The organism is Microbacterium luteolum, from assembly GCF_039533965.1.
Lineage (GTDB): Bacteria > Actinomycetota > Actinomycetes > Actinomycetales > Microbacteriaceae > Microbacterium > Microbacterium luteolum.
Genome location: NZ_BAAAUN010000001.1, coordinates 963,022 through 985,959 on the forward strand (window position 1 = coordinate 963,022; position 22,938 = coordinate 985,959).

General features: G+C 70.3%; 20 protein-coding genes. 9 read left to right on the forward strand and 11 right to left on the reverse strand.

Features of this window, described 5'->3' with window-relative positions:
- Positions 1 to 14: 14 nt before the first annotated feature.
- Positions 15 to 938 (forward strand): AAA family ATPase, encoded by a 924-nt coding sequence (locus ABD648_RS04770; protein WP_282217503.1) that lies wholly within the window; start codon positions 15 to 17, stop codon positions 936 to 938.
- A complete protein-coding gene (locus tag ABD648_RS04775; protein WP_282213835.1) occupies positions 939 to 2,246 on the forward strand; it encodes a DUF58 domain-containing protein in 1,308 nt (435 codons plus the stop codon). It abuts the gene before it with no gap.
- A 15-nt stretch (positions 2,247 to 2,261) separates the two neighbouring features.
- Here ABD648_RS04775 and ABD648_RS04780 read toward each other — a convergent pair whose 3' ends face one another.
- Positions 2,262 to 3,254 carry a stage II sporulation protein M gene (locus tag ABD648_RS04780; protein ID WP_282213836.1) on the reverse strand — a complete coding sequence of 331 codons (993 nt, stop codon included), beginning with the start codon at positions 3,252 to 3,254 and terminating at the stop codon, positions 2,262 to 2,264.
- A gap of 16 nt (positions 3,255 to 3,270) precedes the next feature.
- Here ABD648_RS04780 and ABD648_RS04785 point away from each other — a divergent pair, with 16 nt between their 5' ends.
- On the forward strand, positions 3,271 to 4,080 hold the full coding sequence (locus tag ABD648_RS04785; protein WP_282213837.1) for an RDD family protein: 810 nt from the start codon (positions 3,271 to 3,273) through the stop codon (positions 4,078 to 4,080).
- A 21-nt stretch (positions 4,081 to 4,101) separates the two neighbouring features.
- Here the strand turns inward: ABD648_RS04785 and ahcY are convergent, their stop codons facing one another.
- The 5 genes from ahcY to ABD648_RS04810 all read right to left on the reverse strand — a co-directional run bounded on the left by ahcY (position 4,102) and on the right by ABD648_RS04810 (position 8,784).
- Positions 4,102 to 5,547, reverse strand: a complete 1,446-nt coding sequence (gene ahcY, locus ABD648_RS04790) for an adenosylhomocysteinase (RefSeq protein ID WP_282213838.1) — start codon at positions 5,545 to 5,547, stop codon at positions 4,102 to 4,104.
- A gap of 42 nt (positions 5,548 to 5,589) precedes the next feature.
- On the reverse strand, positions 5,590 to 6,804 hold the full coding sequence (locus ABD648_RS04795) for an ABC transporter permease (protein ID WP_282213839.1): 1,215 nt from the start codon (positions 6,802 to 6,804) through the stop codon (positions 5,590 to 5,592).
- Entirely contained in the window at positions 6,801 to 7,553 is a 753-nt protein-coding gene (locus tag ABD648_RS04800; protein ID WP_282213840.1) for an ABC transporter ATP-binding protein, read from the reverse strand. The genes ABD648_RS04795 and ABD648_RS04800 overlap by 4 nt, the downstream gene beginning before the upstream one ends.
- Positions 7,550 to 8,476 (reverse strand): efflux RND transporter periplasmic adaptor subunit, encoded by a 927-nt coding sequence (locus tag ABD648_RS04805; protein ID WP_282213841.1) that lies wholly within the window; start codon positions 8,474 to 8,476, stop codon positions 7,550 to 7,552. The genes ABD648_RS04800 and ABD648_RS04805 overlap by 4 nt, the downstream gene beginning before the upstream one ends.
- Positions 8,477 to 8,577: 101 nt before the next feature.
- Complete coding sequence (locus ABD648_RS04810) at positions 8,578 to 8,784, reverse strand: DUF3499 family protein (protein WP_136055126.1); 207 nt, start codon at positions 8,782 to 8,784, stop codon at positions 8,578 to 8,580.
- Between the two features lie 77 nt (positions 8,785 to 8,861).
- Here ABD648_RS04810 and ABD648_RS04815 point away from each other — a divergent pair, with 77 nt between their 5' ends.
- Positions 8,862 to 9,290: a hypothetical protein gene (locus ABD648_RS04815; RefSeq protein WP_282213842.1), complete on the forward strand. Its 429-nt coding sequence runs from the start codon at positions 8,862 to 8,864 to the stop codon at positions 9,288 to 9,290.
- A 30-nt stretch (positions 9,291 to 9,320) separates the two neighbouring features.
- Here the strand turns inward: ABD648_RS04815 and ABD648_RS04820 are convergent, their stop codons facing one another.
- From ABD648_RS04820 to manA, 4 genes are all read right to left on the reverse strand, one after another.
- Entirely contained in the window at positions 9,321 to 10,703 is a 1,383-nt protein-coding gene (locus tag ABD648_RS04820) for a DUF5719 family protein (protein WP_282213843.1), read from the reverse strand.
- Positions 10,700 to 13,858 (reverse strand): glycosyltransferase, encoded by a 3,159-nt coding sequence (locus tag ABD648_RS04825; protein WP_282213844.1) that lies wholly within the window; start codon positions 13,856 to 13,858, stop codon positions 10,700 to 10,702. The genes ABD648_RS04820 and ABD648_RS04825 overlap by 4 nt, the downstream gene beginning before the upstream one ends.
- 74 nt (positions 13,859 to 13,932) lie before the next feature.
- Positions 13,933 to 14,250: a WhiB family transcriptional regulator gene (locus tag ABD648_RS04830; RefSeq protein ID WP_282213845.1), complete on the reverse strand. Its 318-nt coding sequence runs from the start codon at positions 14,248 to 14,250 to the stop codon at positions 13,933 to 13,935.
- 109 nt (positions 14,251 to 14,359) lie between these two features.
- On the reverse strand, positions 14,360 to 15,523 hold the full coding sequence (manA, locus tag ABD648_RS04835) for a mannose-6-phosphate isomerase, class I (protein ID WP_282213846.1): 1,164 nt from the start codon (positions 15,521 to 15,523) through the stop codon (positions 14,360 to 14,362).
- A 69-nt stretch (positions 15,524 to 15,592) separates the two neighbouring features.
- Between manA and ABD648_RS04840 the strand changes: the two genes are divergently transcribed.
- Positions 15,593 to 17,008, forward strand: coding sequence for an O-antigen ligase family protein (locus ABD648_RS04840; RefSeq protein ID WP_282213847.1), 1,416 nt, complete (start codon positions 15,593 to 15,595; stop codon positions 17,006 to 17,008).
- Between the two features lie 5 nt (positions 17,009 to 17,013).
- Positions 17,014 to 18,303 (forward strand): O-antigen ligase family protein, encoded by a 1,290-nt coding sequence (locus ABD648_RS04845; protein WP_282217504.1) that lies wholly within the window; start codon positions 17,014 to 17,016, stop codon positions 18,301 to 18,303.
- Between the two features lie 21 nt (positions 18,304 to 18,324).
- Here the strand turns inward: ABD648_RS04845 and galE are convergent, their stop codons facing one another.
- A complete protein-coding gene (gene galE, locus ABD648_RS04850) occupies positions 18,325 to 19,314 on the reverse strand; it encodes a UDP-glucose 4-epimerase GalE (protein WP_282213848.1) in 990 nt (329 codons plus the stop codon).
- 149 nt (positions 19,315 to 19,463) lie between these two features.
- On the opposite strand from galE, the gene ABD648_RS04855 reads away from it, so the two are divergent.
- Genes ABD648_RS04855 through ABD648_RS04865 form a run of 3 tightly spaced genes read left to right on the forward strand, consistent with a single transcriptional unit; the run spans position 19,464 to position 22,929 of the window.
- Positions 19,464 to 21,374: a glycosyltransferase gene (locus ABD648_RS04855; RefSeq protein ID WP_282213849.1), complete on the forward strand. Its 1,911-nt coding sequence runs from the start codon at positions 19,464 to 19,466 to the stop codon at positions 21,372 to 21,374.
- A complete protein-coding gene (locus ABD648_RS04860; RefSeq protein WP_282213850.1) occupies positions 21,371 to 22,333 on the forward strand; it encodes a glycosyltransferase in 963 nt (320 codons plus the stop codon). The genes ABD648_RS04855 and ABD648_RS04860 overlap by 4 nt, the downstream gene beginning before the upstream one ends.
- On the forward strand, positions 22,330 to 22,929 hold the full coding sequence (locus ABD648_RS04865) for a hypothetical protein (protein WP_344708466.1): 600 nt from the start codon (positions 22,330 to 22,332) through the stop codon (positions 22,927 to 22,929). Before ABD648_RS04860 ends, ABD648_RS04865 begins: the two co-directional genes overlap by 4 nt.
- Positions 22,930 to 22,938 lie beyond the last annotated feature (9 nt).

Consider the following 22,938-nt stretch of genomic DNA (forward strand, 5'->3'; position numbering starts at 1 on the left):
CGCTGCGTCAGGCCATGCACCGCGTGCGCACCGAGGTCGACAAGGCCGTCGTCGGTCAGGCCGGCACCGTGACGGGGCTGCTCGTCTCGCTGCTCGCCCGCGGACACGTGCTCCTCGAAGGCGTGCCCGGCGTGGCGAAGACCCTGGTGGTCCGCTCGTTCGCACGGGCGCTCGGCCTCGACACCAAGCGCGTGCAGTTCACACCGGACCTCATGCCCGGCGACGTCACCGGGTCCCTCGTGTACGACGCGCGCACCGGCGAGTTCGACTTCCGCGCGGGGCCCGTGTTCACGAACATCCTGCTCGCCGACGAGATCAACCGCACGCCCCCGAAGACGCAGGCCGCGCTGCTCGAGGCGATGGAGGAGCGCCAGGTCTCGGCCGACGGCGTCAGCCGGCCGCTCCCGGATCCGTTCCTCGTCGCGGCGACGCAGAACCCGATCGAACACGAGGGGACCTACTCTCTGCCCGAGGCACAGCTCGACCGTTTCCTCATGAAGCTCGTGGTCGGCATGCCGGAGCGCGACGCCGAGGTCTCGGTGCTGCGCCGGCACGCAGAAGGCTTCTCCCCCCGTGACCTGACCGGCGTCGAGGCCGTCGTGACGGCCGACGAGATCCGCGCGGCGCAGGCCGCGTCGGGGCGCGTCGAGGTCACCGACGACGTCCTCGGCTATGTCGTCGATCTCGCCAGGGCGACGCGCCAGTCCCCGTCCGTCGAGCTCGGCGCGAGTCCGCGTGCATCGACGGGTCTGCTGGCCGCCGCGAAGGCCTGGGCGTGGCTCAACGCCTCCTCCGCCGTGACCCCCGACCACGTCCAGACCATGCTGGTGCCGGTGTGGCGCCATCGCCTGCAGCTTCGGCCCGACGCTCAGATGGAGGGCGTGTCGGCGGATGCCGTGCTCACCTCCGTCGTGCAGCAGACCAGGGTGCCGATCTAGGTGTTCGTCACCGGCCGCCTCGCCCTCGCCCTCGCCGTGGGCGTGATCCCGCTCGTCCTCGCAGGACTCGCGGGCTATCCGGCGTACGCGGTGTTCGGCGGATGGATCGCCCTGTGCGTGCTGCTGAGCGGGATCGACATCGCCCTCGCGGCCAGCCCGCGCCGCGTGACGGTGACACGCCGCCTGCCGAAGCGCACCCGGATCGGCGAGCCGGTGCCGGTGAGTGTCGCCCTGCAGAATCACGGTGACCGCGTGCTGCACGCGGTGATCCGCGATGCCTGGCAGCCGACCGCCGGCGCATCACCCGCTCGACAGCAGCTGAGCATCCCTCCCGGCGAACGCGCGCGGGTCGCGATCCCGCTGCTCCCCCGCCGTCGCGGCGAGCTGGTGAGCGAGTTCGTCATGATCCGCTCGCGCGGTCCGCTCGGTCTCGCCGGTCGGCAGGCGCGGCACCGGGTGCGCGGAGCGATCCGCGTGCTGCCCGCGTTCTCCTCGCGCAAGCATCTCCCCTCGCGGCTGGCCAGGCTGCGCGAGCTCGATGGGAACACGAGCATCCAGGTCCGCGGCCAGGGCACGGAGTTCGACTCCCTGCGCGAGTACGTACGCGGCGACGACGTGCGCTCGATCGACTGGCGTGCCACCGCGCGCGCCGGAACGACGATGCTGCGCACCTGGCGCCCCGAGCGCGACCGTCATGTCGTCATCATCATCGACACCGGACGTACGGCGGCCGCTCGGGTGGGCGACGGGACCCGCGTCGACGCCTCGCTCGAGGCGGCCCTCCTGCTCGCCGCTCTCGCCTCGCGCGCCGGCGACCACGTGCACCTGCTAATGTACGACCGCGTGGTGCGCGGCCGGGTCACGGGTGTCGACGGCACGGCGCTCCTCCCGGCGATGACCGATGCGATGGCCCCGGTTCACGCGCGCCTGGTCGACACCGACTGGCACGGCGCCTTCGCCGCGGTCCGCACGCTCACGACCCGCCCCTCGCTCATCGTGGTCCTCACGGCACAGGATGCCGCGGAGTCGGCCAGGGCCTTCCTCGGCGCCTTCCCGAACGCCTCCCGGGCGACGACGGTGCTGGTCGGATCCGTCACGGATGACGACATCGCGGATCTCGCCCGTCGGCGCGGCTCGCGCGAGGAGATCTATCTCGCCGCCGCAGCCGAGCGCACGCTCCGGGATGCGGAGAACGTCGCCGACGCGATCCGTCGAGCCGGGGGCGAGGCCATCGCCGCCGACCCGGAAGAGCTCCCGCCACGCATCGCGGACCGCTACCTCGAGCTCAAGGCCGCCGGTCGACTCTGAGCCGTCGGAGCAGGATCAGCCGGCGACGAGACGCGGAGTGCCGGCCTCGTATTCGACCAGGTCGCCCGACGCACCTCGACGGTGGGCACGGCCGCCGATCACGATCATGTAGATGAGGAACACGGCGAGCGCCGCCGCGCCGATGCCGATCTTCACCGGCCACGGCAGCGACCAGCCGGTGACGAAGCCCTCGACGAGTCCCGCGAGGAACAGCGCGAACACCAGCCCGAGAGCGACCGTCGCGAGCGACCTGCCCTCTTCCGCGAGCGCCTCGCCGCGCGAGCGGGCTCCTGGCGCCACCCACGCCCAGAAGATGTGCAGTCCGGCGGCCGCCGCGACGAAGATGCAGGTCAGCTCGAGCATGCCGTGCGGGAGGATGTAGAGCAGCATGATGTCGGCCTTGTCGTGCGCGGCCATCACCGCTCCGGACACGCCGAGACCCATCGCGTTCTGCACGAGCATCGCGATCGGCCAGATCCCGGTCACCCCGAAGAGCACGCACTGCATCGCGATCCAGGCGTTGTTCGTCCAGACCATCCCCATGAACTCGGCTGCCGGATTCTCGGTGTAGTAGCCGGTGAAGCTCTCGTCGGCGTACTGCTCGAGCGCGTCGGGCGGACCGAGGGTCGCGATGAGCGCAGGATCGCTCGCGATCCACGCCGCGGTGCCGACGCCGATCGCGATGAACGAGACCGCGATGATCAGCGTCGTCCAGCGCAGCCGGTAGAGGGCCGCGGGAAGCTGCAGGCTGAAGAATCGCGCGGTCTGCGTGAGGATGCTGTCGGAGGCGCCCGTGAGGCGGAGCCGCGCACGCACCAGGATCGTGGAGAGGTAGGCCCCCTGAGGCGACTCCCCCACCGAGGTCTTCAGCTCGGCGAGATCGGCGGATGCCGCGCGGTAGCGGACGATCAGCTCGTCGACGCCCGCCCCATCCAGGCGGGCACGGCTGAGCTCGTCCAGCCGCTCCCATTCGGCGCGGCGTGCATCAGACAGCGCATCGGCATCCACCTGATTTACTGTACTCATGTCCGTCCCGATCGATGCGTCCGACGAGGTGCTCTCCGGTGAAGCCGTCGCCATCGATGTGCAGCCGGTCGGCTTCCTGCTCCGCGCCCTGGGCGCCCTGATCGACATGGTGCTCGGCTTCGCCGTGTTCATCCTCTGGCTCTTCCTGCGCATCTGGCTGCTCGACGCCGGCGTGCTCGACGACGCCACGGACCGCATCGCGACGGTCGCGGCGCTGGTCGTCAGCTTCGTGGTCCTGCCGATCACCATGGAGGTGGCGATGAAGGGCCGCAGCCTCGGCAAGCTCGCGGTCGGCGGGCGCATCGTCCGCGTCGACGGGGGCGCGGCGGGGTTCCGCCACGCTTTCATCCGCGCCCTGCTGGGTGTGCTGGAGATCTACGGCACCTTCGGGGGCATCGCGGTGCTCACCGGCGCCTTCAACGCCCGGTCGCAGCGTCTGGGCGACCTCGTCGCCGGCACCTACAGCCAGCGTGTGCGCACACCGCGGCTCGTGCCGCTCGTCCCGATCCTGCCGCCCGAGCTCGGAGGCTGGGCGCAGATCGCTGACGTGGCACGGCTTCCGGACCGGCTCGCGCGACGCATCTCCCAGTTCCTGCAGAGCGCCCCTCGCATGGTCCCCGCCGCCAGGGCCAGGGTCGCGCAGGACCTGCTCACGGAGGCGATGCCGTACGTCTCGCCGATGCCGCCCGCGCACCCGGAGGCCGTGCTGATCGGCATCACGGTGCTGCGCAGAGAACGTGAGCGCCGCGCGCTGGAGAACTCCGACCGACGGGCCGAGAAGCTCACCGGTCGTCGCGTCGGGGTCTGAGCAGAGCTCGTCCGCGGCCGCTCAATAGCGGTAGTGCTCCAGCTTGTAGGGGCCGTCGACGGGAACCCCGATGTACGCGGCCTGCCCCTCGGTCAGGGTGGTCAGTTGCACGCCCAGGGCATCGAGGTGCAGGCGGGCGACCTTCTCGTCGAGCGCCTTCGGCAGCGTGTGGACGCCGGTCGGGTACGCCTCGATGTTCGTGAACAGCTCGAGCTGGGCGAGCACCTGATTCGTGAACGACGCGCTCATCACGAACGACGGGTGCCCGGTGGCGTTGCCGAGGTTCATCAGGCGCCCCTCGCTGAGGACGAGCACGCTGCGACCGCTCGGCATCCGCCATTCGTGCACCTGCGGCTTGATCTCGACCTTTTCCGCGCCGGGCAGCGCCTCGAGCCCTGCCATGTCGATCTCGTTGTCGAAGTGGCCGACGTTCGCGACGATCGCCAGGTGCTTCAGCGCCTGCAGGTGCTCAGTGGTCACCACATCGCGGTTCCCGGTGCCGGTCACGACGATGTCGACCTCGCCGGCCACGTCGAGCAACCGCGCCACCTGGAAGCCGTCCATCGCGGCCTGCAGAGCACAGATCGGATCGACCTCGCTGACGATGACGCGCGCACCCTGTCCGCGCAGCGCCTCGGCCGCGCCCTTGCCGACGTCTCCGTATCCGCAGACGAAGGCGACCTTCCCGCCGATGAGCACGTCGGTCGCGCGGTTCAGGCCGTCGGGCAGGGAGTGGCGGATGCCGTACTTGTTGTCGAACTTGCTCTTGGTCACCGAGTCGTTGACGTTGATCGCCGGGAAGAGCAGTCCGCTGGCGGCCGCGAGCTCGTACAGCCGGTGCACGCCCGTCGTGGTCTCCTCGGTGACGCCGATGAGACCGGCGGCGACCTTCGTCCAGCGGTCGGGCGAGGAGACGAGCGAACGACGCAGCAGGTCGAGGATGATCGTGTACTCGTGCGCGGCGCCCGCCGCCGTCTCGGGGACGCCGCCTGCTTTCTCGAACTCCGCGCCCTTGTGCACGAGCAGCGTGGCGTCGCCGCCGTCGTCGAGGATCAGGTTGGGACCGTCGAAGCCCTCGGCTGACCAGTCGAAGATGCGCTCCGTGCACGCCCAGTACTCCTCGAGCGTCTCGCCCTTCCAGGCGAAAACCGGAACACCGGCGGGCGCGTCGACCGCCCCCTCCGGACCGACGACCACGGCGGCCGCGGCCTCGTCCTGCGTGGAGAAGATGTTGCAACTGGCCCAGCGCACCTCTGCACCCAAGGCGACCAGCGTCTCGATGAGCACCGCCGTCTGGACGGTCATGTGCAGGGATCCGGCGATCCGCGCGCCCTTCAGCGGCTGCGCCGCGCCGAACTCCGTGCGGAGAGCCATGAGCCCCGGCATCTCGTTCTCGGCGAGTCGCAGCTGGTGACGGCCGGCTTCAGCGAGGGACAGATCGGCGACGCGGTGCTCGAACTCAGGCATCCTCCCATTGTTCCACTCCCCCTTCGTCGGACCGCTCGTGTGTCAGAAGCGGATCGCGTCGATCACCTTCACCCGCAGCGCGACGAGCGCGGGGATGAAGCCGGACACCGCACCGACGATGACCGAGGCGACGAGGCCGATGAGCGCCGCCCGCATCGGGAAGGGCGGGACGTCCTGCATCCCGACGAACATCGACGTGAGGAGCCAGTCCGACCGGAGCACCGCGACGACGATAGCGATCCCGATGGCTCCCGCGACGGTGGTGGCGACGAGGCTCTCCAGGAACACGGAGAAGAACACTCGTCCGGAGCTCGCCCCGAACGCACGGCGGACGCCGATCTCGCGCACCCGCTGCCGCATCGCGACGAGCTGGATGTTGATGAGGCTCAGCGCGCCGAGGGCGAGGATCAGTGCGGCGATGCCACCCGTCACCATCTCGAAGGTCGCCTGCACCTCCATCGTCCCCGGCTGAGCCGCCCAGTCCGACCTGCTCACCGAGACCGTCTGCCCCTCGGGCAGGCCCGCCCGGAGGTCCATCGCCAGCACCGGACCGATCTCGTCCGCCTGTTCCGGGCCGACCCAGATCTCGTACTGAGACCAGGCCCCCTCGGGCAGCGCGTCCACGCGATCGCGGTAGCCGTCGTAGAGCAGATCGATGCGGAGCTCCTCGTCGCCGAATCCCTGCCGCGGGACCACGCCGACGACCTGGTAGGTGCCGCCCCCGGCCCCGGTCAGCGTCACGATCGGATGCTGGGTGAGGGGCACGCGCCTGAGGCGGTCCCACAGCGGCTCCGAGATGACCACGGCAGGCGCCAGCGCCTCGATGTCGGAATCGCGCAGCCAGCGCCCCTCCAGGAGCTGCTCGCGATGGATCTGCGAGTAGACCGGATCCATCAGCCGCGCGTTGACGTCGGTGATGCCCTCGGGAAGCCGCACCCCGACGGTCATCCCCTGCACGATGCGCGCGGTGTGGCTGAAGGCGAAGCGCTCGCTCACCCGCTCGAAGCGCTCGTCGAAGTCGCCGATGTCGACCGGCTCGCCCTCTTCGCTGCTGACGCCGACGACGATGGTCGCGGCGCGGCCTCCCCACCGATCGGACTGCTCGGCCTGGTACTGCCGCTGATACTCGGAGATCGCGACGACCGCCGTGAGGGCTCCGACGGAGACGGCGATGCCGATCAGGCTGAGCAGGACGCGGAGCTTGTGGACGCGGATCTCCGCCCAGGCATCGGCGAGCGCGCCCAGGAACCCGGTCACGCGCTCGGGCCGATCGGCGGAGCCGGCACCGGCGCCGCGAGCGTGGACGCCTCGAACGCTCGGCTGAGGTCGGCCGGCGCGAGGGTGCCCGCGTCCAGCCGATAGTGGCGCCGGGCACGTGCGGCGACGTGCAGGTCATGCGTGATCGTGACGAGAGCCGCGTCCGTCTCGGTGGCCACCTCGTCGAGGAGCGACATGACGGATGCCCCGGTGTCGATGTCGAGTGCACCGGTGGGCTCGTCGGCGAGGATCAGCACGGGCCCGCGCACCAGAGCGCGGGCGATCGCGACGCGCTGCTGCTCGCCTCCCGACAGCCGATCGGCGACCTGGTCGACCCGATGCCCGAGACCCACCCGCTCCAGCATGTCCGCGGCGATCTGCCGACGGTTCCAGAACATCCGCCCCTTCGCGTGACCGAGCGGCATCATCACGTTGTCGATCGCGGTTCGTCCCGGCAGCAGGTTGAACTGCTGGAACACGAACCCGACGTTGTCGCCGCGCAGGCGGTCCAGCCGTCCCGAGCGCATGCGGCGCACTTCGCGCCCTTCGAAGGAGACCGTGCCGGACGTCGGCGCGTCGAGCATGCCCAGGATGTTGAGCAGCGTGGACTTGCCCGATCCGGAGCGCCCGACGATCGAGACGTGGTCGCCGGCGCTCACCTCGAGGTCGATGCCGCGCAGGATCTCGAGTCGCGAGTCGTCGGCCAGCAGCACGCTCTTCGCGACGTCCTGCAGAGCGACCAGCGTCACCAGTTCATCCCGCTGTCGCACTGCTCCACACCGGGCGAGACCTCGTAGCAGAACTCCTCGACAGGGGCCACGAAGCCCGGCACGAACTGCCGGATGCTGTCGCCCTCCTCCAGCCCCTCGGTCACCTCGACCATGACGCCGTCGTTGACCCCCAGCTTCACGGCACGTTCCTCCGGCTCTCCTCCGTCCCCGGCGTCGATCCAGACGTTCCCGGTTCCGGCGCCGCCCTGCACGGCTGTCACGGGGATGACCAGCGCGTCCTCGACCTGGCCGAGGGCGAGATCCATGGTCGCGGGGAGGCCGGCGAAGACCGTCTGGTCAACAGGGATGGCGCAGCGGACGCTCGCCGTGCCCTCGGCGCTCACCTGCACGCCCACACCCGTGCAGACGAAGGGAGCCGGGCCACCGGCGATCGTCACGGTGCCCTCGGTCGGCGCATTCACCAGGCGGTACAGCTGCACGGGCTCCACGGTGGCGAGTAGGTGGTAGCGCGCTGGGGTGAGGGTGTAGGACTCGGTGCCGACGGACACCGCCTGCCCCTTGACGAGGGCGATCTCCGACACGTCGCCGCTCTCCGGAGCGAGCACGTCGATGTCCGCGCGGGGATCCTCCTGACGAACAGTGAAGAGCGCCTGACCCGCCGCGACCGTCGCTCCTTCGCCGACGTGGACGGCCGTGACGGTGCCGTTCAGCTCGCTCCGCACCCCGTACTTGTCATCCCTCGCGACGTTCCCGCTCAGGCTCAGGGCGTTGACGACCGAACCCCGCTCCACCGCCACGACCGGATCGGTGATACCCGCCTCCGGACTGACGATGCTCTCGGCGCGATCGGGGAAGAAGGCGATCTTGACGAGTGCCGCAGCGCACGCCCCGAACACGATCACGAGAAGGAGGGGGAAGATCCAGCGTCGCCAGACGATCACGGCTGCCTTTCCGAACGCGCCGCTCTGACGGGCCCGCGGCCAGAGTACTCAGACGCGCTCTCCGGTCATCGCGACCTCGGCCGCGTGTCGCCGGGATGCGATCAGGCGCGAAGCGCCTCGTGCCGCACGACGATCCAGCCCGACGGAACCGACATGCGATCCGCATGAGGCGAGCACAGATCGTGAGCCTGCGGATCGTTCGGCGCGCCGAGCGGTCCCAGAGCGGCCATCTGGTCGCCGTAATCGTAGGTGAGCGTGGCCACCGCTTCTCGCGCGCAGCCGACCTTCGAGCAGAGTCGTCCGTCCATCACCGCAACAGTACGGCGCCACGGCGCGGGCCCGCGGATGCCGCGCCGCGCACACGCGCACCGCCTAGACTTTCGTCATGCCCCGCCGCCGTTCCGCCCGCACCTCTGCAGCCCCTCGGCGCGGCGCGCGGCACGGACGCCACGGGCGCCTCGGGCGCAGCGAGGTCGTCCGACCTCCTCTCGCTCCCCTCGACGGCCGACTCGACCGGTTCGACCTGACGGTGGGCACCGCCGTCGAGTTCCTCCGCGGCACCTGGCCGGAGCTGCAGGAGGTCCGATTCGAGATCGGCGCGATCCCGGCGTTCGACGCGACCGACGAGGTGCCGCGCTGGTACCTCGACCGCGAGAACAGTCGGATCGTGCTGTTCCGCCTGCCGATCGAGCGTCTCCTGCCGCCGGGGCACGATGACGCGGCGCATCGCCGGATGGCGATCGAGAGCGCCGTGTTCCGCGCTGCGGCCGAGTACGTCGGGCGTGAGCCCTGGGATCTCGGCCACGACCACTGATCCAGCGCCCTTCGGGGACGCCCCTCCGGATCAGGGGTAGACGGTGATCGACTGCTCGGCTCCGGCACCGGCCTGAATCGGGAGCACCGCGAGAGCGCCGGGTGCCGTCATGGTGACGGCGGCATGCACGGTGGCCGAAGGGCGAAGCAGATAGCTCGTCCCCGGCTCCACGTCGGCGCTCACCGACTGCCCCGCGGGGACGATGATCTCCTCGCCGTCGCCGCCCTCGGCGGGTGCGAGCGACACCGTGGCATCCTCATCCGCGGTGTTCGTCAGCTGCAGCTGCGCGGTCGGGCCCCGCGGGACGGCGACCAGGACGTCGGCATCGAGCTCGGGAGCCGGCGTCACCCAGGCGAAGTCGGAATCCAGGCCGGCGCCGTCCTGCTGACGCACCGCGGCCACCACCGGGACGTCGGCCTCCACCTCGACCGAGTACGTGCCCGGCTCGAGTCCGCTCAGCGAGACCTCCGCGGGGGTCGCGGAGGAGAGCGGGACGGTGAACTCGTTCGCCACCTCGCGCGATCCGGTCGCCCGCACGACGATGCGCGCCTCCCCGTCCGCTTCCGGCGAGAGCAGCCGCATGACGGTCATGTCCGCTTCATCGCCCTCGACGGGGAATGCCTGCACTCCGGCGAACACCACGTTCTTCTGCGCACCGGCCACCGCGTCCTGGAGGTCGATCCCCGCGGGGTCGAGCACGCGCACGAGCGAGGACTGCAGGACCGCACGCACCGGCGCTCCCGATGCGTTCACCTTGACGATGGGGGCCTCGTTCCCTGCCGCGATCGACGCGAGGGGAAGAGCGAGCTGCGTGCCGGCCGGCACGACCACGGTGCGCGCGCTGCGCGTCGTGCCGTAGACGGACAGTGTGACCGTCGTCGGGACCTTTCCGGCGTTGGCCAGGATCACGATGTCCTCGGTGCCGGTGCCGACGCTCCCGCCGACCAGCCAGGACTCCAGGCGCGGCTCGCCGCAGGCCAGGGCGGCGAACCCGGCGAGGTCGTCCTCCGCGATCGTCACGGATTCCGTCGCGGCAATCAGCGGCGCTGTGCGTCCTTCGACCGCGCCGGTGAGCACGCGGACGTCTCCGGCATCGGTCAGGTCAGGGCTCTCGAGTGTCGTGCTGGACGGTCTCCCCGACGTGCCGCCCTCGGTGAGGGTCGGCGAGGCGGCGGAGCGCATGTCCAGGGGCGCGGACGAATCCCGCCCGAGGGCGCGCAGATCGCCGTTGCAGACGAGGACCGTGTCGCCGGGCAGCGGCGTGACCTGGACCTGCGCCGGGTCGTGACTGATCTCGGGCCACGGCGCATGGATGGCGGCGACGACACCGACCGCGCACGCGACGGCGACCGCGACCCCGGTGATGACGCGGGCGCTGGTGGCGGCGACTCGGAAAGCGCGTGTGCCGTTCATCGGTTGTCCTCCTCGGCCGCACCAGCCGACGGCGCCTGATCGTCTGAGGACGGCTCGTCGTCTGCGGGCGGCTCGTCGTCCGGCAGCGGCGCGTCGTCGGACGGCGACTCATCAACGGCCGGCGCGTCATCATCCGGCAGGGGCTCGTCATCATCCGGCAGGGGCTCGTCAACCGGCGCGTCATCATCCGGCAGGGGCTCGTCATCCGGCGCGTCCACGCCGACGAGCGGGTCGTCGGAGATCGCGTCCTCGGTCTCGCCCGTCGCGATTGTGGGGACCGTCGCCTCGGCGACGCCGCCGACGGCATCCTCGTCCTCGCGATCCTCGGCGTGCCTCGGCAGCACGAGCGGCTCCTCCGGAACCCGGCCGACGATGCGGGACTGTGCACGGGCGGCCCGTCGCGACGCGCGCGTCGGGACCGACAGCAGCAAGGCAGCGAAGACGAACACGAGCTGCAGAGTGATCACCAGACGCGCGGTGCCCTGCTGTGCCTGTGTCAGCGCCTCCGGCGCGTCCGCGTCGGCCTCCAACCGCCACAGCACGCCGCGTTCGGTGGTGCCGGCGTGGACGAACCCCGGACGCTGATCGATCGAGGTGACAGCCGTGGTCCCCAGGGCACGCGCCTTGTCGCTCTGCCCCCCGGGGAGCTGGGCGAGCAGCACGTAGCTGATGCCCTGCTCCGCGAGCTCGCCCGGAGCGTCGAAGTCACGCGCCGAGAGCAGGTCGACCGCGAGAGCGGTGATGTCGGCCCCCTGGGGTTCGACAGCCGTCGTCATCATGGTCGACTGGGCTCCGAGAGTCTCACTCGCTCCCCAGGCGACGTCGACGGCGAGACCGCCGTCGTCCTGGGGTGTGAGGACGAGCGTGGCGATCTGCTGATCTCCGGCGGCCTGCGCCGCGACATAGGCCGGGAGGGTCGAGACCGGACCATTGGTGAGCGCCGAGCGTTCCAGATGGAAAGCAGTGAGGGCGGGCACCGCGCAGACCACGAGCGCGACCGCCGCGACGGAGGTGGCGATCAGGCGAAGCCGCGGGAGGGTGAGCGCGGTGTCGAGAGTGACGAGCGCCGCTCCCACGACGCCGATCCATGCGAGGCTCAGGCCCGAGCCCGGCCAGATCGCGACCGGATTGCCCTGCGTGAAGCCGACCGTGATGCCGACCGCGAGGAACGCGGTCGCGAGACCCGCCAGCGTCACCACGAGGAGCGTGATACCGGCGCGCCAGCGCGGGGCGACCGCCGCGGCGAGGGCGAGCAGGGCGATGGGGGCGCAGAGGAGCGGTGCCCAGGTGCCGATCACGGCCGGAGCGAAGATCGTCCATCCCGCGAAGTCGTTCGTCGGGAACCCGGTCGCGATCGCGAGGCGGCCTGCCGCGTCGGCGGTCGCCTGCGGGCCCGCCCAGAGGAAGCCGGGATCGCCGAGCAGAGCGAGCGGCGAGCCGTGCGCGAGCTGCCAGAAGACGAGCGGCGCGAACAGGAGCGCCGTCGGAAGCGGGAGCCAGAGCTGCCGACCCGCGCCGCGGAACTGCGCCGTCGCAAGGGCGATGCCGATCGCGATGATCCAGAGCAGCGCCAGGGCCGGTGCCAGCGACGGTGCGCACGCGACGACCGCGGCGAGCAGGAGCGATGCGGCGCCTGCGGCCCCCCAGGACCGGTGGGCGACGGCGGCCGCATGGAAGAGCCACGGGAGCAGGAGATGAACGAGGACGGCACTCGGCCGCCCGTCGACGAGCGCCGTCAGGAAGGTCGGTGCCATCGCCCACGCCACGCCCGCGAAGATCCGGAGTCCGGCGCGGTCGGTGACGCGTGTGGCGGCGAACCATCCGCCGAGAACGGCAAGCGGGAGCGCGAGGATCCAGAGCAGCACCAGCGTGAACGACGGGCCGGCGGGCCAGAGCGTGCCGAGGACCGCGACGACGGCGGCGAACGGGTCGGCGGGACCGACGAGGTCGATGCCGACACCGCGGAGGCCCCACGCCGCATCGCTCCACAGCGCGGAGACCGTGTCGCGCAGCGGGAGCAGTGCACCGCCGCCGACCGTCGGCCACGCCAGCACCGTCGTGAACGAGGCGATGCTCAGGACCAGGGCGGCCAGCACGGCCCACGCGCCACCGCCGGAGAAGAAGCGCAGCTCGCTGACCGCGCCGCCTTCGCTGCCGTGTCCGTCGTCGAGCCGGCGACGCAACTGCGACGAGGTGACCCGCAGCGGTGCGATGCTCGCCCAGGTGGACGAACGGAAGGAACGGATGCGGGCGCGCGAGCGCGCGACGGCGTTGACGCGCAGCATCGCGGTGAGTGCGGCGGCCCACTCGGGGATGACCGATTCCGGACGCTTGCCGATGAGGTGCGTGATCGATCGCCAGAGTGCGAGCGGGAGGAGCGCCAGCCAGTGCAGCGGCACGACGGGCGCCGGGGCGTACGCGAGACGGCGATGCAGCTGCGCGAGCCGTCGGACGTAGGCGCGACGCGAGCGGCCGGAAGGGAGCGCCGCGGGGCCGTCCGGAGAAGCGGAGATGCGCGCGGTCGGTGCGACCACGACGCGACCGCCGCCGAGCCGGGCGCGCACGCCGAGATCGAGCCCCTCGTCGGCCCCGGCGAGAGCCGGATCCGGACGCAGCGCGTCGCGGACCTCCCCGCGGATGAGGATCCCGCGGATGTCGGATCCGAGCGCATCGTCCATGCCGTCGTGCTGACCCTGGTCGAGCTCCCCCGCCGCCAGCTCGACCGAACGGCCGAGCGTGGTCATCGTCACGCCCAGGGAGACGATCTCACGCTCGTTGTCGGTCGCGACCAGCTTCGGAGCGACGATCACCGCCGACGGCGAGCGCTCCAGCATCCCGCTGAGCCTTTCGAGGGCGCGCGGATGGGGCGCCGTGTCCTGGGCGAGGAGCCAGATCGCGGTTCCCTCGAGGACGCGGGGGCGTGCGAGCTCCACCGCCTCGGCGAACGACGTCGTCGCGCGGGCCTCGATGATGCCCTCCACGGTGCCGGCGACCGTCTCGCTCTCGCGCGCGGTCGTCGCGTCACCGCACATGACGAGGGTCACGGCGGCCGGAGGTGTCGTCTGAGACCGCACGGCGTCGAGAGTGCGGAGGAGTTGCGCGCGGGCAGAAGATCCGGGGCGCGCGACGATGATGGCGTGAACTCGGGCTGGCATGACGTGGTCAGCCTAAGCGCGCGATCCGCGCCTCCCGGGCAGTGGACGCGGCGCGCCCGCGAAGCGGAAGGCGATCAGGTCGCGCGGCGCTTGAGCTTCCGGCGCTCGCGCTCGGAGAGTCCGCCCCAGATCCCGAAGCGCTCATCGTTGTTGAGCGCGTATTCGAGGCATTCGCCGCGGACATCGCACGTGGTGCAGATGCGCTTCGCGTCTCGTGTCGATCCGCCCTTCTCCGGGAAGAAGGCTTCGGGATCGGTCTGCGAGCAGAGAGCGTCGCTCTGCCAGGCGAGGGCGTTGTCGTCTTCGGCGTTCGGCTTCCGAACCCCCGGCACTCCGAGGTTGATCGGATCGACGAACCAGTTCTCCGGTACGTCGGAACGGTATCCCGTCATCTCGATCTCCAACCCTGTCTCCGCCCCCCGGCGGGCCGTGCTCGTACCTAATTACACCCGTGTCATTCGCTCCGGTCAAGTCGCGGATCGTAAACCCTCAAGCGGTTCTTTAAAGTTCTTGAGTGTTCGTCGGCGTGTCGCGCCCGGGCGACGCGAGGAACACCTCGCCGGCTCCGGACAGCGTCACCGCGCCCTCGTCGGGCGTGGCGAAGACCACTGCGCCGACGGGCACTCGTCGAACCTCTCCCGCGGCGGAGGAGACGGCCACGTCGCCCGCGGTCGCCAGCACCATCGTCGGCCCCGTGACGTCCCACGTCAGGGGCGCACCGGTGAGGGAGACCCGCTCGAGGGCGAAGTCGGGGATCGGCACCGGATAGGCCGTGACGGCGCCGTCTCCGGACGGACGCAGCACCGGCACCTCTCCGGAGGAGGTGTCGAGGATCGACAGCAGCTCGGGCACGTCGATGCGCTTGGGGGTGAGACCGCCGCGGAGCACGTTGTCGCTCGCGGCCATGATCTCGACCCCGAGCCCCGAGAGGTAGGCATGCAGCAGGCCGGCGCGCAGGAAGACTCCTTCGCCGCGGCGCAGGACGACATGGTTCATCAGCAGGGCGACGACCACTCCGGGATCCGCCGGGTAGTTCGCGGCCACGCCGGCGATCGCCCGGATCGTGGTGCTCCACTCCCCTGCGATTGCACCCGTGCCCGCTGCGGCGGTGCGCACCGCCGCGATGATGTCATCGACCTCGCTCTGCGCCTCGCCTCCGAGCAGCCACCCGATCACCGTGCGGAGGACATCGCCATCGCCGCTCAGCCGCGCACGCAGCGCCGCCACACCCGCACTGTCGCCCAGAGTGTCGAGCAGAGCGAGGGTTCTCGCCACCGGACGCAGGCCGCTGAGCGACTCGAAGGTCTCGCTGAGCGCCACGATGAGCTCCGGCTTGTGATTGTCATCGCGGTAGTTGCGTCGCGGATCGTCGTCCGCGAGACCGCTCTCCCGCGCCCAGCCCTCACGCGCCTGCGCGATCGTCGGGTGCACCTGGATCGACAGCGGCGTGCCGGCCGCGAGCAGCTTGAGCAGGTACGGTAGCGTGCCCCCCGTGATCTGGTCGAGGGTGCCGCCGCCCTCGACGTCCGCCGGGTCACTCGGATGGTCGCCGAACCAGACCTCGGCCTCGGGTGCGCCCGAGGGGACACGGCCCTCGAGCTCGGCGAGCAGGGAGTCGGATCCCCAGGCGTAGTCACGGGGCGCGTTCGTGAGGCTGAGCAGCATGGATCCCAGCGTAGAGCCGCACGGCGGCGCTCAGCGACGCACGAAGCGCGGCGCGGTAGCCTGAACGCGATGGCTCAGTACACCAAGCATCCCGTGGCGCCCCCGCCCACCGCGCCGGAGCGCGAGTCGACGGGGCACCTCCTGCTGCGCGCCTACGTGATCCTCGTGCTCTTCGTGACATTCGCGCACTCGGCCGTCTACAACCTGCTCGGGATGATCGGCGCCGGGATCGTCCTCGTGGTCTTCACCCTCGCCACGCTCGCGATCGGCATCCCGATGCTCGCGCGGAACCGACCGCAGCCGTTCCGCTGGCGGCGGCTGCCGTGGTCGGCGCTCGGATACACCACCCTCGCGCTCGTCTCCGTCGCCTGGTCGCAGTGGCGCGGGCCGACCCTCCTCACCTGGGTGCTGCTCGCCGCCGTCACCGTCAACGGCCTGTTCATCGCGCACGTCCTGACCTGGCACGAGATCGTCCGAGCGCTGTCGTCCGCGTTCAAGTGGATCCTGGGACTCTCCTTGGCGCTCGAGCTCTGGGTCTCACTTGTCATCCACGGCCCGCTGCTGCCCAACTTCGCGACGCTGCCGGACGGCGAGCTCGACCCGCAGTGGTACTGGGTGCGCGACAACCTGTTCGACGGCGGTCGCATCCAGGGCATCGTCGGCAACGCCAACCTGCTGGCGATCATCTCGCTCTTCGCGATCATCACCTTCGGCGTGCTCTTCGCGGCACGCGCACGCTGGCGCACCACGCTCGCGATGTGGGCGCTGCTGGCCGCCTATTTCCTGTTCCGCACGTCGTCCGCCACCGCGCTCGTCTGCGCCGCGGCAGCCGCCGTCGTCCTCGCGGTCGCGCTGATCATGCGCCGCGCAAGCACTCCCGGAGCGCGCACCCGCGTCTACGTGATCGCGATCGGCGGCACCGCCCTGGTCGCGGCGGCGGTGTGGCTGGTCCGTGCGCCCCTGCTCGCGCTGCTCGGCCGCAGCTCCGACCTCACGGGGCGCTCCGACCTGATCTGGTCCAAGGTGCTCGAGCGCGCCGGCGAGCATCCGCTCTTCGGCAACGGCTTCTCCAGTCCCTGGATCCCCACGGACCCCGCGTTCGACGGCTGGATCATCGACCACGGCATCACCGTCTTCCACGCGCACAACATGTGGCTCGACGTGCTGCTCCAGCTCGGTGTCCTCGGCGTCGTCCTCATGGCGCTGGCCTACGTGAGCCTGCTCTGGCGCTCCTGGTTCTTCGCCGTCGATCGCCCGCGCTGGGACCTCGAGGCCGCGCGTCCGTTCTCCCCGCTCACCCTGCTCCCGAGCCTCTTCACGATCGTCCTCCTCGTTCAGGGGCTCTCCGAGTCCACGCCGATCATGCTCTGGGGCTGGATGCTGCTGGTGCTGCTCTCGTTCAAGCTCAAGTCGGTCCCCCTGGTGGGCGTCGGCGAACGCGATCTCCTCTTCGAACGCGGCGCGCGCCAGCGGCGGGTGCCGTGACGCCGATGCGCCCGATCGTGCGCCTTCTCGGGTCCGTCGAGATGGCGAGGGCGTTCACGCTCGCCGCTCTGACGGCGGTCTTCGGATCGTTCGCGATCGGACAGATGACGTCGCCGGTCACTCTGGCCGCCGTCATCACGGCCCTCTGCCTTCTCGGCGGGGCGATCCTCTGGGTCCGCCGCGAGGAGCTGTCGCCGTTGCGCATCGCGCCCTCCTCGCTCTTCGCGTTCCTCTGCTGGGCATTGGTGAGCCTGGTCTGGACGACCGACCGCTCCGACACGGTGTTCGGCTGGCTGTCCCTGTTCGGATTCGCCTTCCTGGCGATCACGGTCGGTCACATCCGCGACACGCTGCAGACCGTCCGCGCGATCGGCGACACGCTGCGCGCGCTGCTGGCCATCTCGCTCGGCATCGAGATCCTGTCCGGGATCCTGCTCGACGTCCCGTTCGCGTTCCTCGGAATCCAGGGGAATCTCGCCGCGGGCGGCCCGATCCAGGGTCTCTTCGGCAGCCGCAACATGCTGGGGTTCATCGCGGTCATCGCACTGATCACCTTCGTGATCGAGTGGCGCACCCAGTCGGTCAACCCGCCGCTCGCCGTGACGTCCGTCGCCCTGGCCGGATCCCTGGCCTTCCTCTCGTCCTCCCCGACCGTGCTGGTGCTCGCCGTCGCCGTCGGCATCGTGACGGTCGCGCTGACGATCGTGCGACACGCGTCGCCGGAACGACGCAATCTCGTGCAGTGGATGCTGGGCATCCTCGTCGCTCTCGCGCTCGTCGTGGCGTTCGCGCTGCGCCATCAGATCATCGCGCTCCTCGATGCCGGCTCCGACTTCTCGATCCGCGCCTCGCTCTGGAACACGATCCTCGACTTCGTCGCCGTCAAGCCGATCCAGGGCTGGGGATGGTTCGGGGACTGGGCGCGGGGCGAGTACCCGTTCACGTACATCAACTTCCAACTGGACGACCGTCATCAGAGCGCGCTGAACGGGTTCTTCGACGTGCTCCTGCAACTGGGAGCCGTCGGTCTCGTGCTCTTCCTGCTGCTCGGCGGGGTGGCACTGGTGCGCTCCTGGCTGGTCGCCAGCGTGCGGCGGTCCGTCGTCTACGCGTGGACGCCGATCACCCTGGTCACACTCGCGGTCGACTCGATGTTCGAGAGCTTCACGATCGTCGGCGCCGGGTGGTTCATGCTCGTGCTCTGCGCGCTGCGCGCTGGTCAGTCCCGGTCCTGGCGCGAGAACATCGACGCGGCGCACACCAGCTCGATTCCGACGCTCCGCCCGCAGGCGTGACGCGGCCGGGGTGAGCCCGGCTCAGCGCAGAGCGCCGAGCTTCTCGGCCCAGGCGATGGCGTCGCGCACGCCGTCGTCGACGGAGCGCTCCGCATGCCAGTCGAGGACCTGCTCGGCACGATCGACGATCGCGAAGGCGCCGGCCTGATCCCCGGGACGGCGCCCCGTCTCGACGACCGCGAGCGGCTCGCCGGTCACGCGTTCGAAGGCGGCGACCAGTTCGCGCACCGTGACGCCGTCGCCGGTGCCGAGATTGATGACCTGATACGGCTCGTCCGCGGTCGCGACCTCGTCGAACCTCTGCACCGCCGCGACGTGCGCGAGTGCGAGGTCCCAGACGTGGATGTAGTCCCGCAGACCCGAGCCGTCGCGCGTCGCCCAGTCGGTGCCGGTGATGGTGAACGGCTCGCCGGCGGCATGCGCCTGCATGATCTTGCCCAGCGCGTGCGAGGGCGCGGGATTCTGCTGCCCGGTGCGCAGCTGCGGGTCGGCGCCGATGGGGTTGAAGTAGCGGAGCGCGATCGCACGGAAGTCGCCGGCGGCGGCCGCGTCGTGCAGGATCTGCTCGACCATCGCCTTCGTCGTCGCATAGGGGCTGGACGGCGCGAGCACACCGTTCTCGTCGACGCCTTCGCCGCTCTCGCCCGCGTAGACGGAGGCGGAGGAGCTGAAGACGATGCGCGCGATGCCCGCATCGCGAAGGCGCTGGAGCAGGAGCACCGTCTTGCCGACGTTGGAGTCGTAGTAGCCGAGTGGATCGGCGACCGACTCCGGGACGACGGCACGGGCCGCGCAGTGCACGACCGCGTCGATGTCGGGATGGTCGGAGAGCAGCTGATCGAGCAGCGCCGCATCCGCGATGTCGCCGACGTAGAGGTTGCGGCCGTCGCCGAAGGCGCGGAGGCCCTTGGAGAGATCGTCGAGGATGACGACCTCATTACCGGCCTCGATGCATGCCGTCGCGACAGTGGACCCGATGTAGCCGGCGCCGCCGGTGATCAATACCTTCATCGCGCTCAGTCTAGCCAGCAGCACGGTCGGGTCGTGGCGCGGACTCTCCGCAGATCCGAAGGAGACGGACGGTAGGCTACTCACTGCTCATCGAGTCGCGCGCTGTCCCGCCACAGCGGTCTGCGGCACCAACATCGGAGAACTACCCAGTGGCCCACGTCCTTCAGAACGTCGTCTTCCCACTTGATCGCGACCCCGATCTGCTTCCCCTCTACGCCGACCCCGAGACCTGGTCGGTCATCGAGAACGAGCCCGTGCGCGTGTCGAACCGGGCGCACCTCGGCAACATCCTCGGCCGCCACCGTGCGCGCATCGTCGCCGGGCGGCGCGTGTCGCTCGGCACGTACTTCAACGCCTTCCCCGCGTCCTACTGGCAGCACTGGACCAGCGTCAGAGAGGTCCGGCTCACCGTCCGCACGACGGGACCCGCGACGATCCTCGTCTATCGCTCCAACGGCTCCGGCATCCGCCAGCGGGTCGCGACCCGCGAGGTGACCGGGGAGGCGACGACGACCTTCGATCTCGAGCTCACGCAATACAGCGACGGCGGCTGGATCTGGTTCGACATCGTCGCCGACGAGAAGCCGGCGGTGCTCGAAGGCGCGGAGTGGACGACCGAGCAGGAGCCCGCGCGCTCGGGCAAGGCGTCGCTCGGCATCACCACGTACAACAAGCCGGACTACTGCGTCGAGACGCTGCGCGCCCTCGCGGCCTCTCCGGACGCTCTGGAGTTCGTCGATCGCATCTTCCTGGTCGACCAGGGCTCGCAGCTCGTCTCCGAGCAGGACGGCTTCGACGAGGTCGCCGAGAGCCTCGGTGAGACGCTGCAGGTCATCCGCCAGGAGAACCTCGGCGGCTCCGGCGGATTCGCCCGTGCCATGCACGAGACGCTGCAGCGCCCGGAGAGCGACTTCGTGCAGCTGCTGGACGACGACGTGCGCCTCGAGCCCGAGTCGCTGCGCCGCTCGATCGTGTTCGGTCAGTACGCGACCACGCCGGTGCTCGTCGGCGGGCACATGTTCGACCTGCTCGACCGCCCCAAGCTCCACGGCTGGGCCGAGGTCGTCGACGAAGACCCGTTCATGTGGCGCAATCTGTACCAGGAGAAGATGCCGCACGACTTCGGCGTGTCGAACCTGCGCCAGTCGACGCTGCTCCACATCCGGATGGACGCCGACTACAACGGCTGGTGGATGTGCCTGATCCCCCTCGACGTGATCCGGGAAGTGGGCCTGGCCCTCCCCGCCTTCATCAAGTGGGACGACGCCGAATTCTGCCTGCGCGCCGGCGAGGCCGGGTTCCCGACGGTGTCGATGCCGGGCGTCGCGCTCTGGCACGTCTCCTGGGTCAACAAGGACGACACGATCGACTGGCAGGCGTACTTCCACGCCCGCAACCGGATCGTCGCCGGACTCCTGCACTCCGGCGCCCCGCGCGGAGGGGCGCTCCTGAAGCACAGCAGGCGCGTCGACCTCAAGCACCTGATGATGATGCAGTACTACCCCGTGGCGCTGCGCGCCCGCGCTCTACGGGACATCCTGTCCGGGCCCGACCACATGCGAGGCAACCTGGCGACGGCCATGCCCGCCGCGCGGGCGCTCGCCGCCGAGTTCCCGGAGACGGTCGTGCACCGCGATCCGGCCAGGGTCCTGCACTCTCGCCGCGGCCGCCGCGTGTTCCAGCAGCTGTCGAACAACGATCTGGACAACCCGAAGGGGATCCGGTTGCGCGTGTTCACGATGCGCACGCTGGTCTCCCACTGGCTCCACCGGCCTCACCCCGCGAACCTGACGCAGCCCGAGGTCGAGTTCGGCAAGGAAGACGCCCGGTGGTGGCGTGTCCCGTCGTTCGACAGCGCCCTCGTGAGCGCGGCGGACGGATCCGGCAAGAACATCTACACGCGCGACCGCGGACAGTACCGCCGCATGCTGCGCGAGAGCGTCCGACTGCACGCCGAGCTCCGTCGACGGTGGCCCCAGTTGCAGAAACAGTATCGCGAGGCTCTCCCCGAGCTCGTCTCGCCCCAGTCCTGGCAGCAGATCTTCGAGGAGAAGGCATGACCGCGGCGCCCGCTGCATTCGACCCCACGGCCGCGACGATCGTCATCGTCACCTTCAACCGTTCTCACCTCCTCTCGGGCCTGCTCACGAGCATCACCGCGATGGACCCGAAGCCCGGACATGTCGTGATCATCGACAACGCGTCCGCCGACGACACCACCGCCGTCGTGGACTCCTTCCGCGAGGGGATCGGCACCGAGATCGTCTACCGTCGCCTGGACACCAACACCGGCGGATCCGGTGGCTTCAGCGAGGGCATGCGCACGGCGTACGAGCTCGGATCCGAATGGATCTGGATGATGGACGACGACGTCGAGGTCCTGACCGACGGCCTCGCCAAGATGGGCAAGTGGGCGCCGCGGTTCAAGAGCATCCAGGGCCGCCGCATCGACTACGACGGCAGCGAGTTCTACTGGCAGTACCGCATCGCGGAGCGCATGGGGATCCCGATCCCGTTCGCGCCGTCCGGATTCGACGCGTCCGGCTACAAGGAGATGAACAGCGGATGCTTCGAGGGCATGTTCATCCACCGCTCGATCGTCACGCAGATCGGCCTCCCCGACCCGAGGTTCTTCATCTACTGGGATGACCAGATGTACGGGTGGCTCGCCTCGCGCCGGACCACCGCCGTCATCGTGGACGAGTTCGTCCTGCGACGCACGCGCGAGATCAAGCAGTGGGACATGGGCATCCGCCACATGAACGCGTCGAGCAACGCGTATCGCTACTACATCATGCGCAATCGCGGGTTCATCAAGCAGTATTACCGTGTGCACGGCGTCTACAACCCGGTCCTGTTCGGGCTGGGCACCGCGGCGACATTCGCCAAGGAGCTGATCCGGCTCGTCTTCGTCGAGCGGACGGTGCGCGGCACGAGCAACCTCTTCCGCGGCATCCGTGACGGCGGCAAGGCCGGTCGCGACCGCACCTGGCAGCCCATGGAACCCCTGGAGGCATGATGACGGACGAGCAGCAGCCGGAACTGCGGTGGGCCCCTCTCCCCGCGCCGCCGAAGCGCACCGGCCGGATCTGGCTGATCGTCGGCCTGTCGGTCGCTGCTCTCGCGATCGTGGGCGTGCTGCTGTTCCTGTTCCTTCCGCGGGGTGATGGCCCCGCGCCCGGTGCGAGCCCGTCAGCCACGCCGTCGGCCTCACCGAGCGCGACGCCGACGCCGACACCGACGCCTTCCGCCACACCCGCGCCGTCGCAGACACCGATCGTGGATCCTCCGCCGGCGAGCGACCCGACGGTCGAGGTCTTCCGTGGACAGGTCAGCGGTTGGCTCAACGATGCTCCTCGCGGGCTCGACATCATCACCGGAGCCAACGGCCCCGACGCGCTTCCGGTCGTCGAGACGCTGCAGCAGGACGTGCAGCGCCTGTCGGACGCACAGCCGCCGTCGTCGATCGCCGACGGATGGCGCGACGGACTCTCGGTGTACTCGCAGAGGCTGGCGGACCTCCAGTCAGCCCTGTCCGCCGGCGCCGCTCCCGCCGAGACGATCGACGCCGCTCGTGCGGCCGTGCAGGACCTGCGCGCCCTCGTCGGACTCTGAGCCCGGTCG

Excerpts from the sequence above, each read along its gene's own strand:
- ABD648_RS04770 (WP_282217503.1), top strand. The coding sequence starts at position 15 with ATGCACCGCGTGCGCACCGAGGTCGACAAGGCCGTCGTCGGTCAGGCC.
- ABD648_RS04785 (WP_282213837.1), top strand. The coding sequence starts at position 3,271 with ATGTCCGTCCCGATCGATGCGTCCGACGAGGTGCTCTCCGGTGAAGCC.
- ahcY (WP_282213838.1), bottom strand. The coding sequence starts at position 5,547 with ATGCCTGAGTTCGAGCACCGCGTCGCCGATCTGTCCCTCGCTGAAGCC.
- ABD648_RS04810 (WP_136055126.1), bottom strand. The coding sequence starts at position 8,784 with ATGGACGGACGACTCTGCTCGAAGGTCGGCTGCGCGCGAGAAGCGGTG.
- ABD648_RS04815 (WP_282213842.1), top strand. The coding sequence starts at position 8,862 with ATGCCCCGCCGCCGTTCCGCCCGCACCTCTGCAGCCCCTCGGCGCGGC.
- ABD648_RS04820 (WP_282213843.1), bottom strand. The coding sequence starts at position 10,703 with ATGAACGGCACACGCGCTTTCCGAGTCGCCGCCACCAGCGCCCGCGTC.
- ABD648_RS04825 (WP_282213844.1), bottom strand. The coding sequence starts at position 13,858 with ATGCCAGCCCGAGTTCACGCCATCATCGTCGCGCGCCCCGGATCTTCT.
- ABD648_RS04830 (WP_282213845.1), bottom strand. The coding sequence starts at position 14,250 with ATGACGGGATACCGTTCCGACGTACCGGAGAACTGGTTCGTCGATCCG.
- manA (WP_282213846.1), bottom strand. The coding sequence starts at position 15,523 with ATGCTGCTCAGCCTCACGAACGCGCCCCGTGACTACGCCTGGGGATCC.
- ABD648_RS04840 (WP_282213847.1), top strand. The coding sequence starts at position 15,593 with ATGGCTCAGTACACCAAGCATCCCGTGGCGCCCCCGCCCACCGCGCCG.
- ABD648_RS04845 (WP_282217504.1), top strand. The coding sequence starts at position 17,014 with ATGCGCCCGATCGTGCGCCTTCTCGGGTCCGTCGAGATGGCGAGGGCG.
- galE (WP_282213848.1), bottom strand. The coding sequence starts at position 19,314 with ATGAAGGTATTGATCACCGGCGGCGCCGGCTACATCGGGTCCACTGTC.
- ABD648_RS04860 (WP_282213850.1), top strand. The coding sequence starts at position 21,371 with ATGACCGCGGCGCCCGCTGCATTCGACCCCACGGCCGCGACGATCGTC.
- ABD648_RS04865 (WP_344708466.1), top strand. The coding sequence starts at position 22,330 with ATGATGACGGACGAGCAGCAGCCGGAACTGCGGTGGGCCCCTCTCCCC.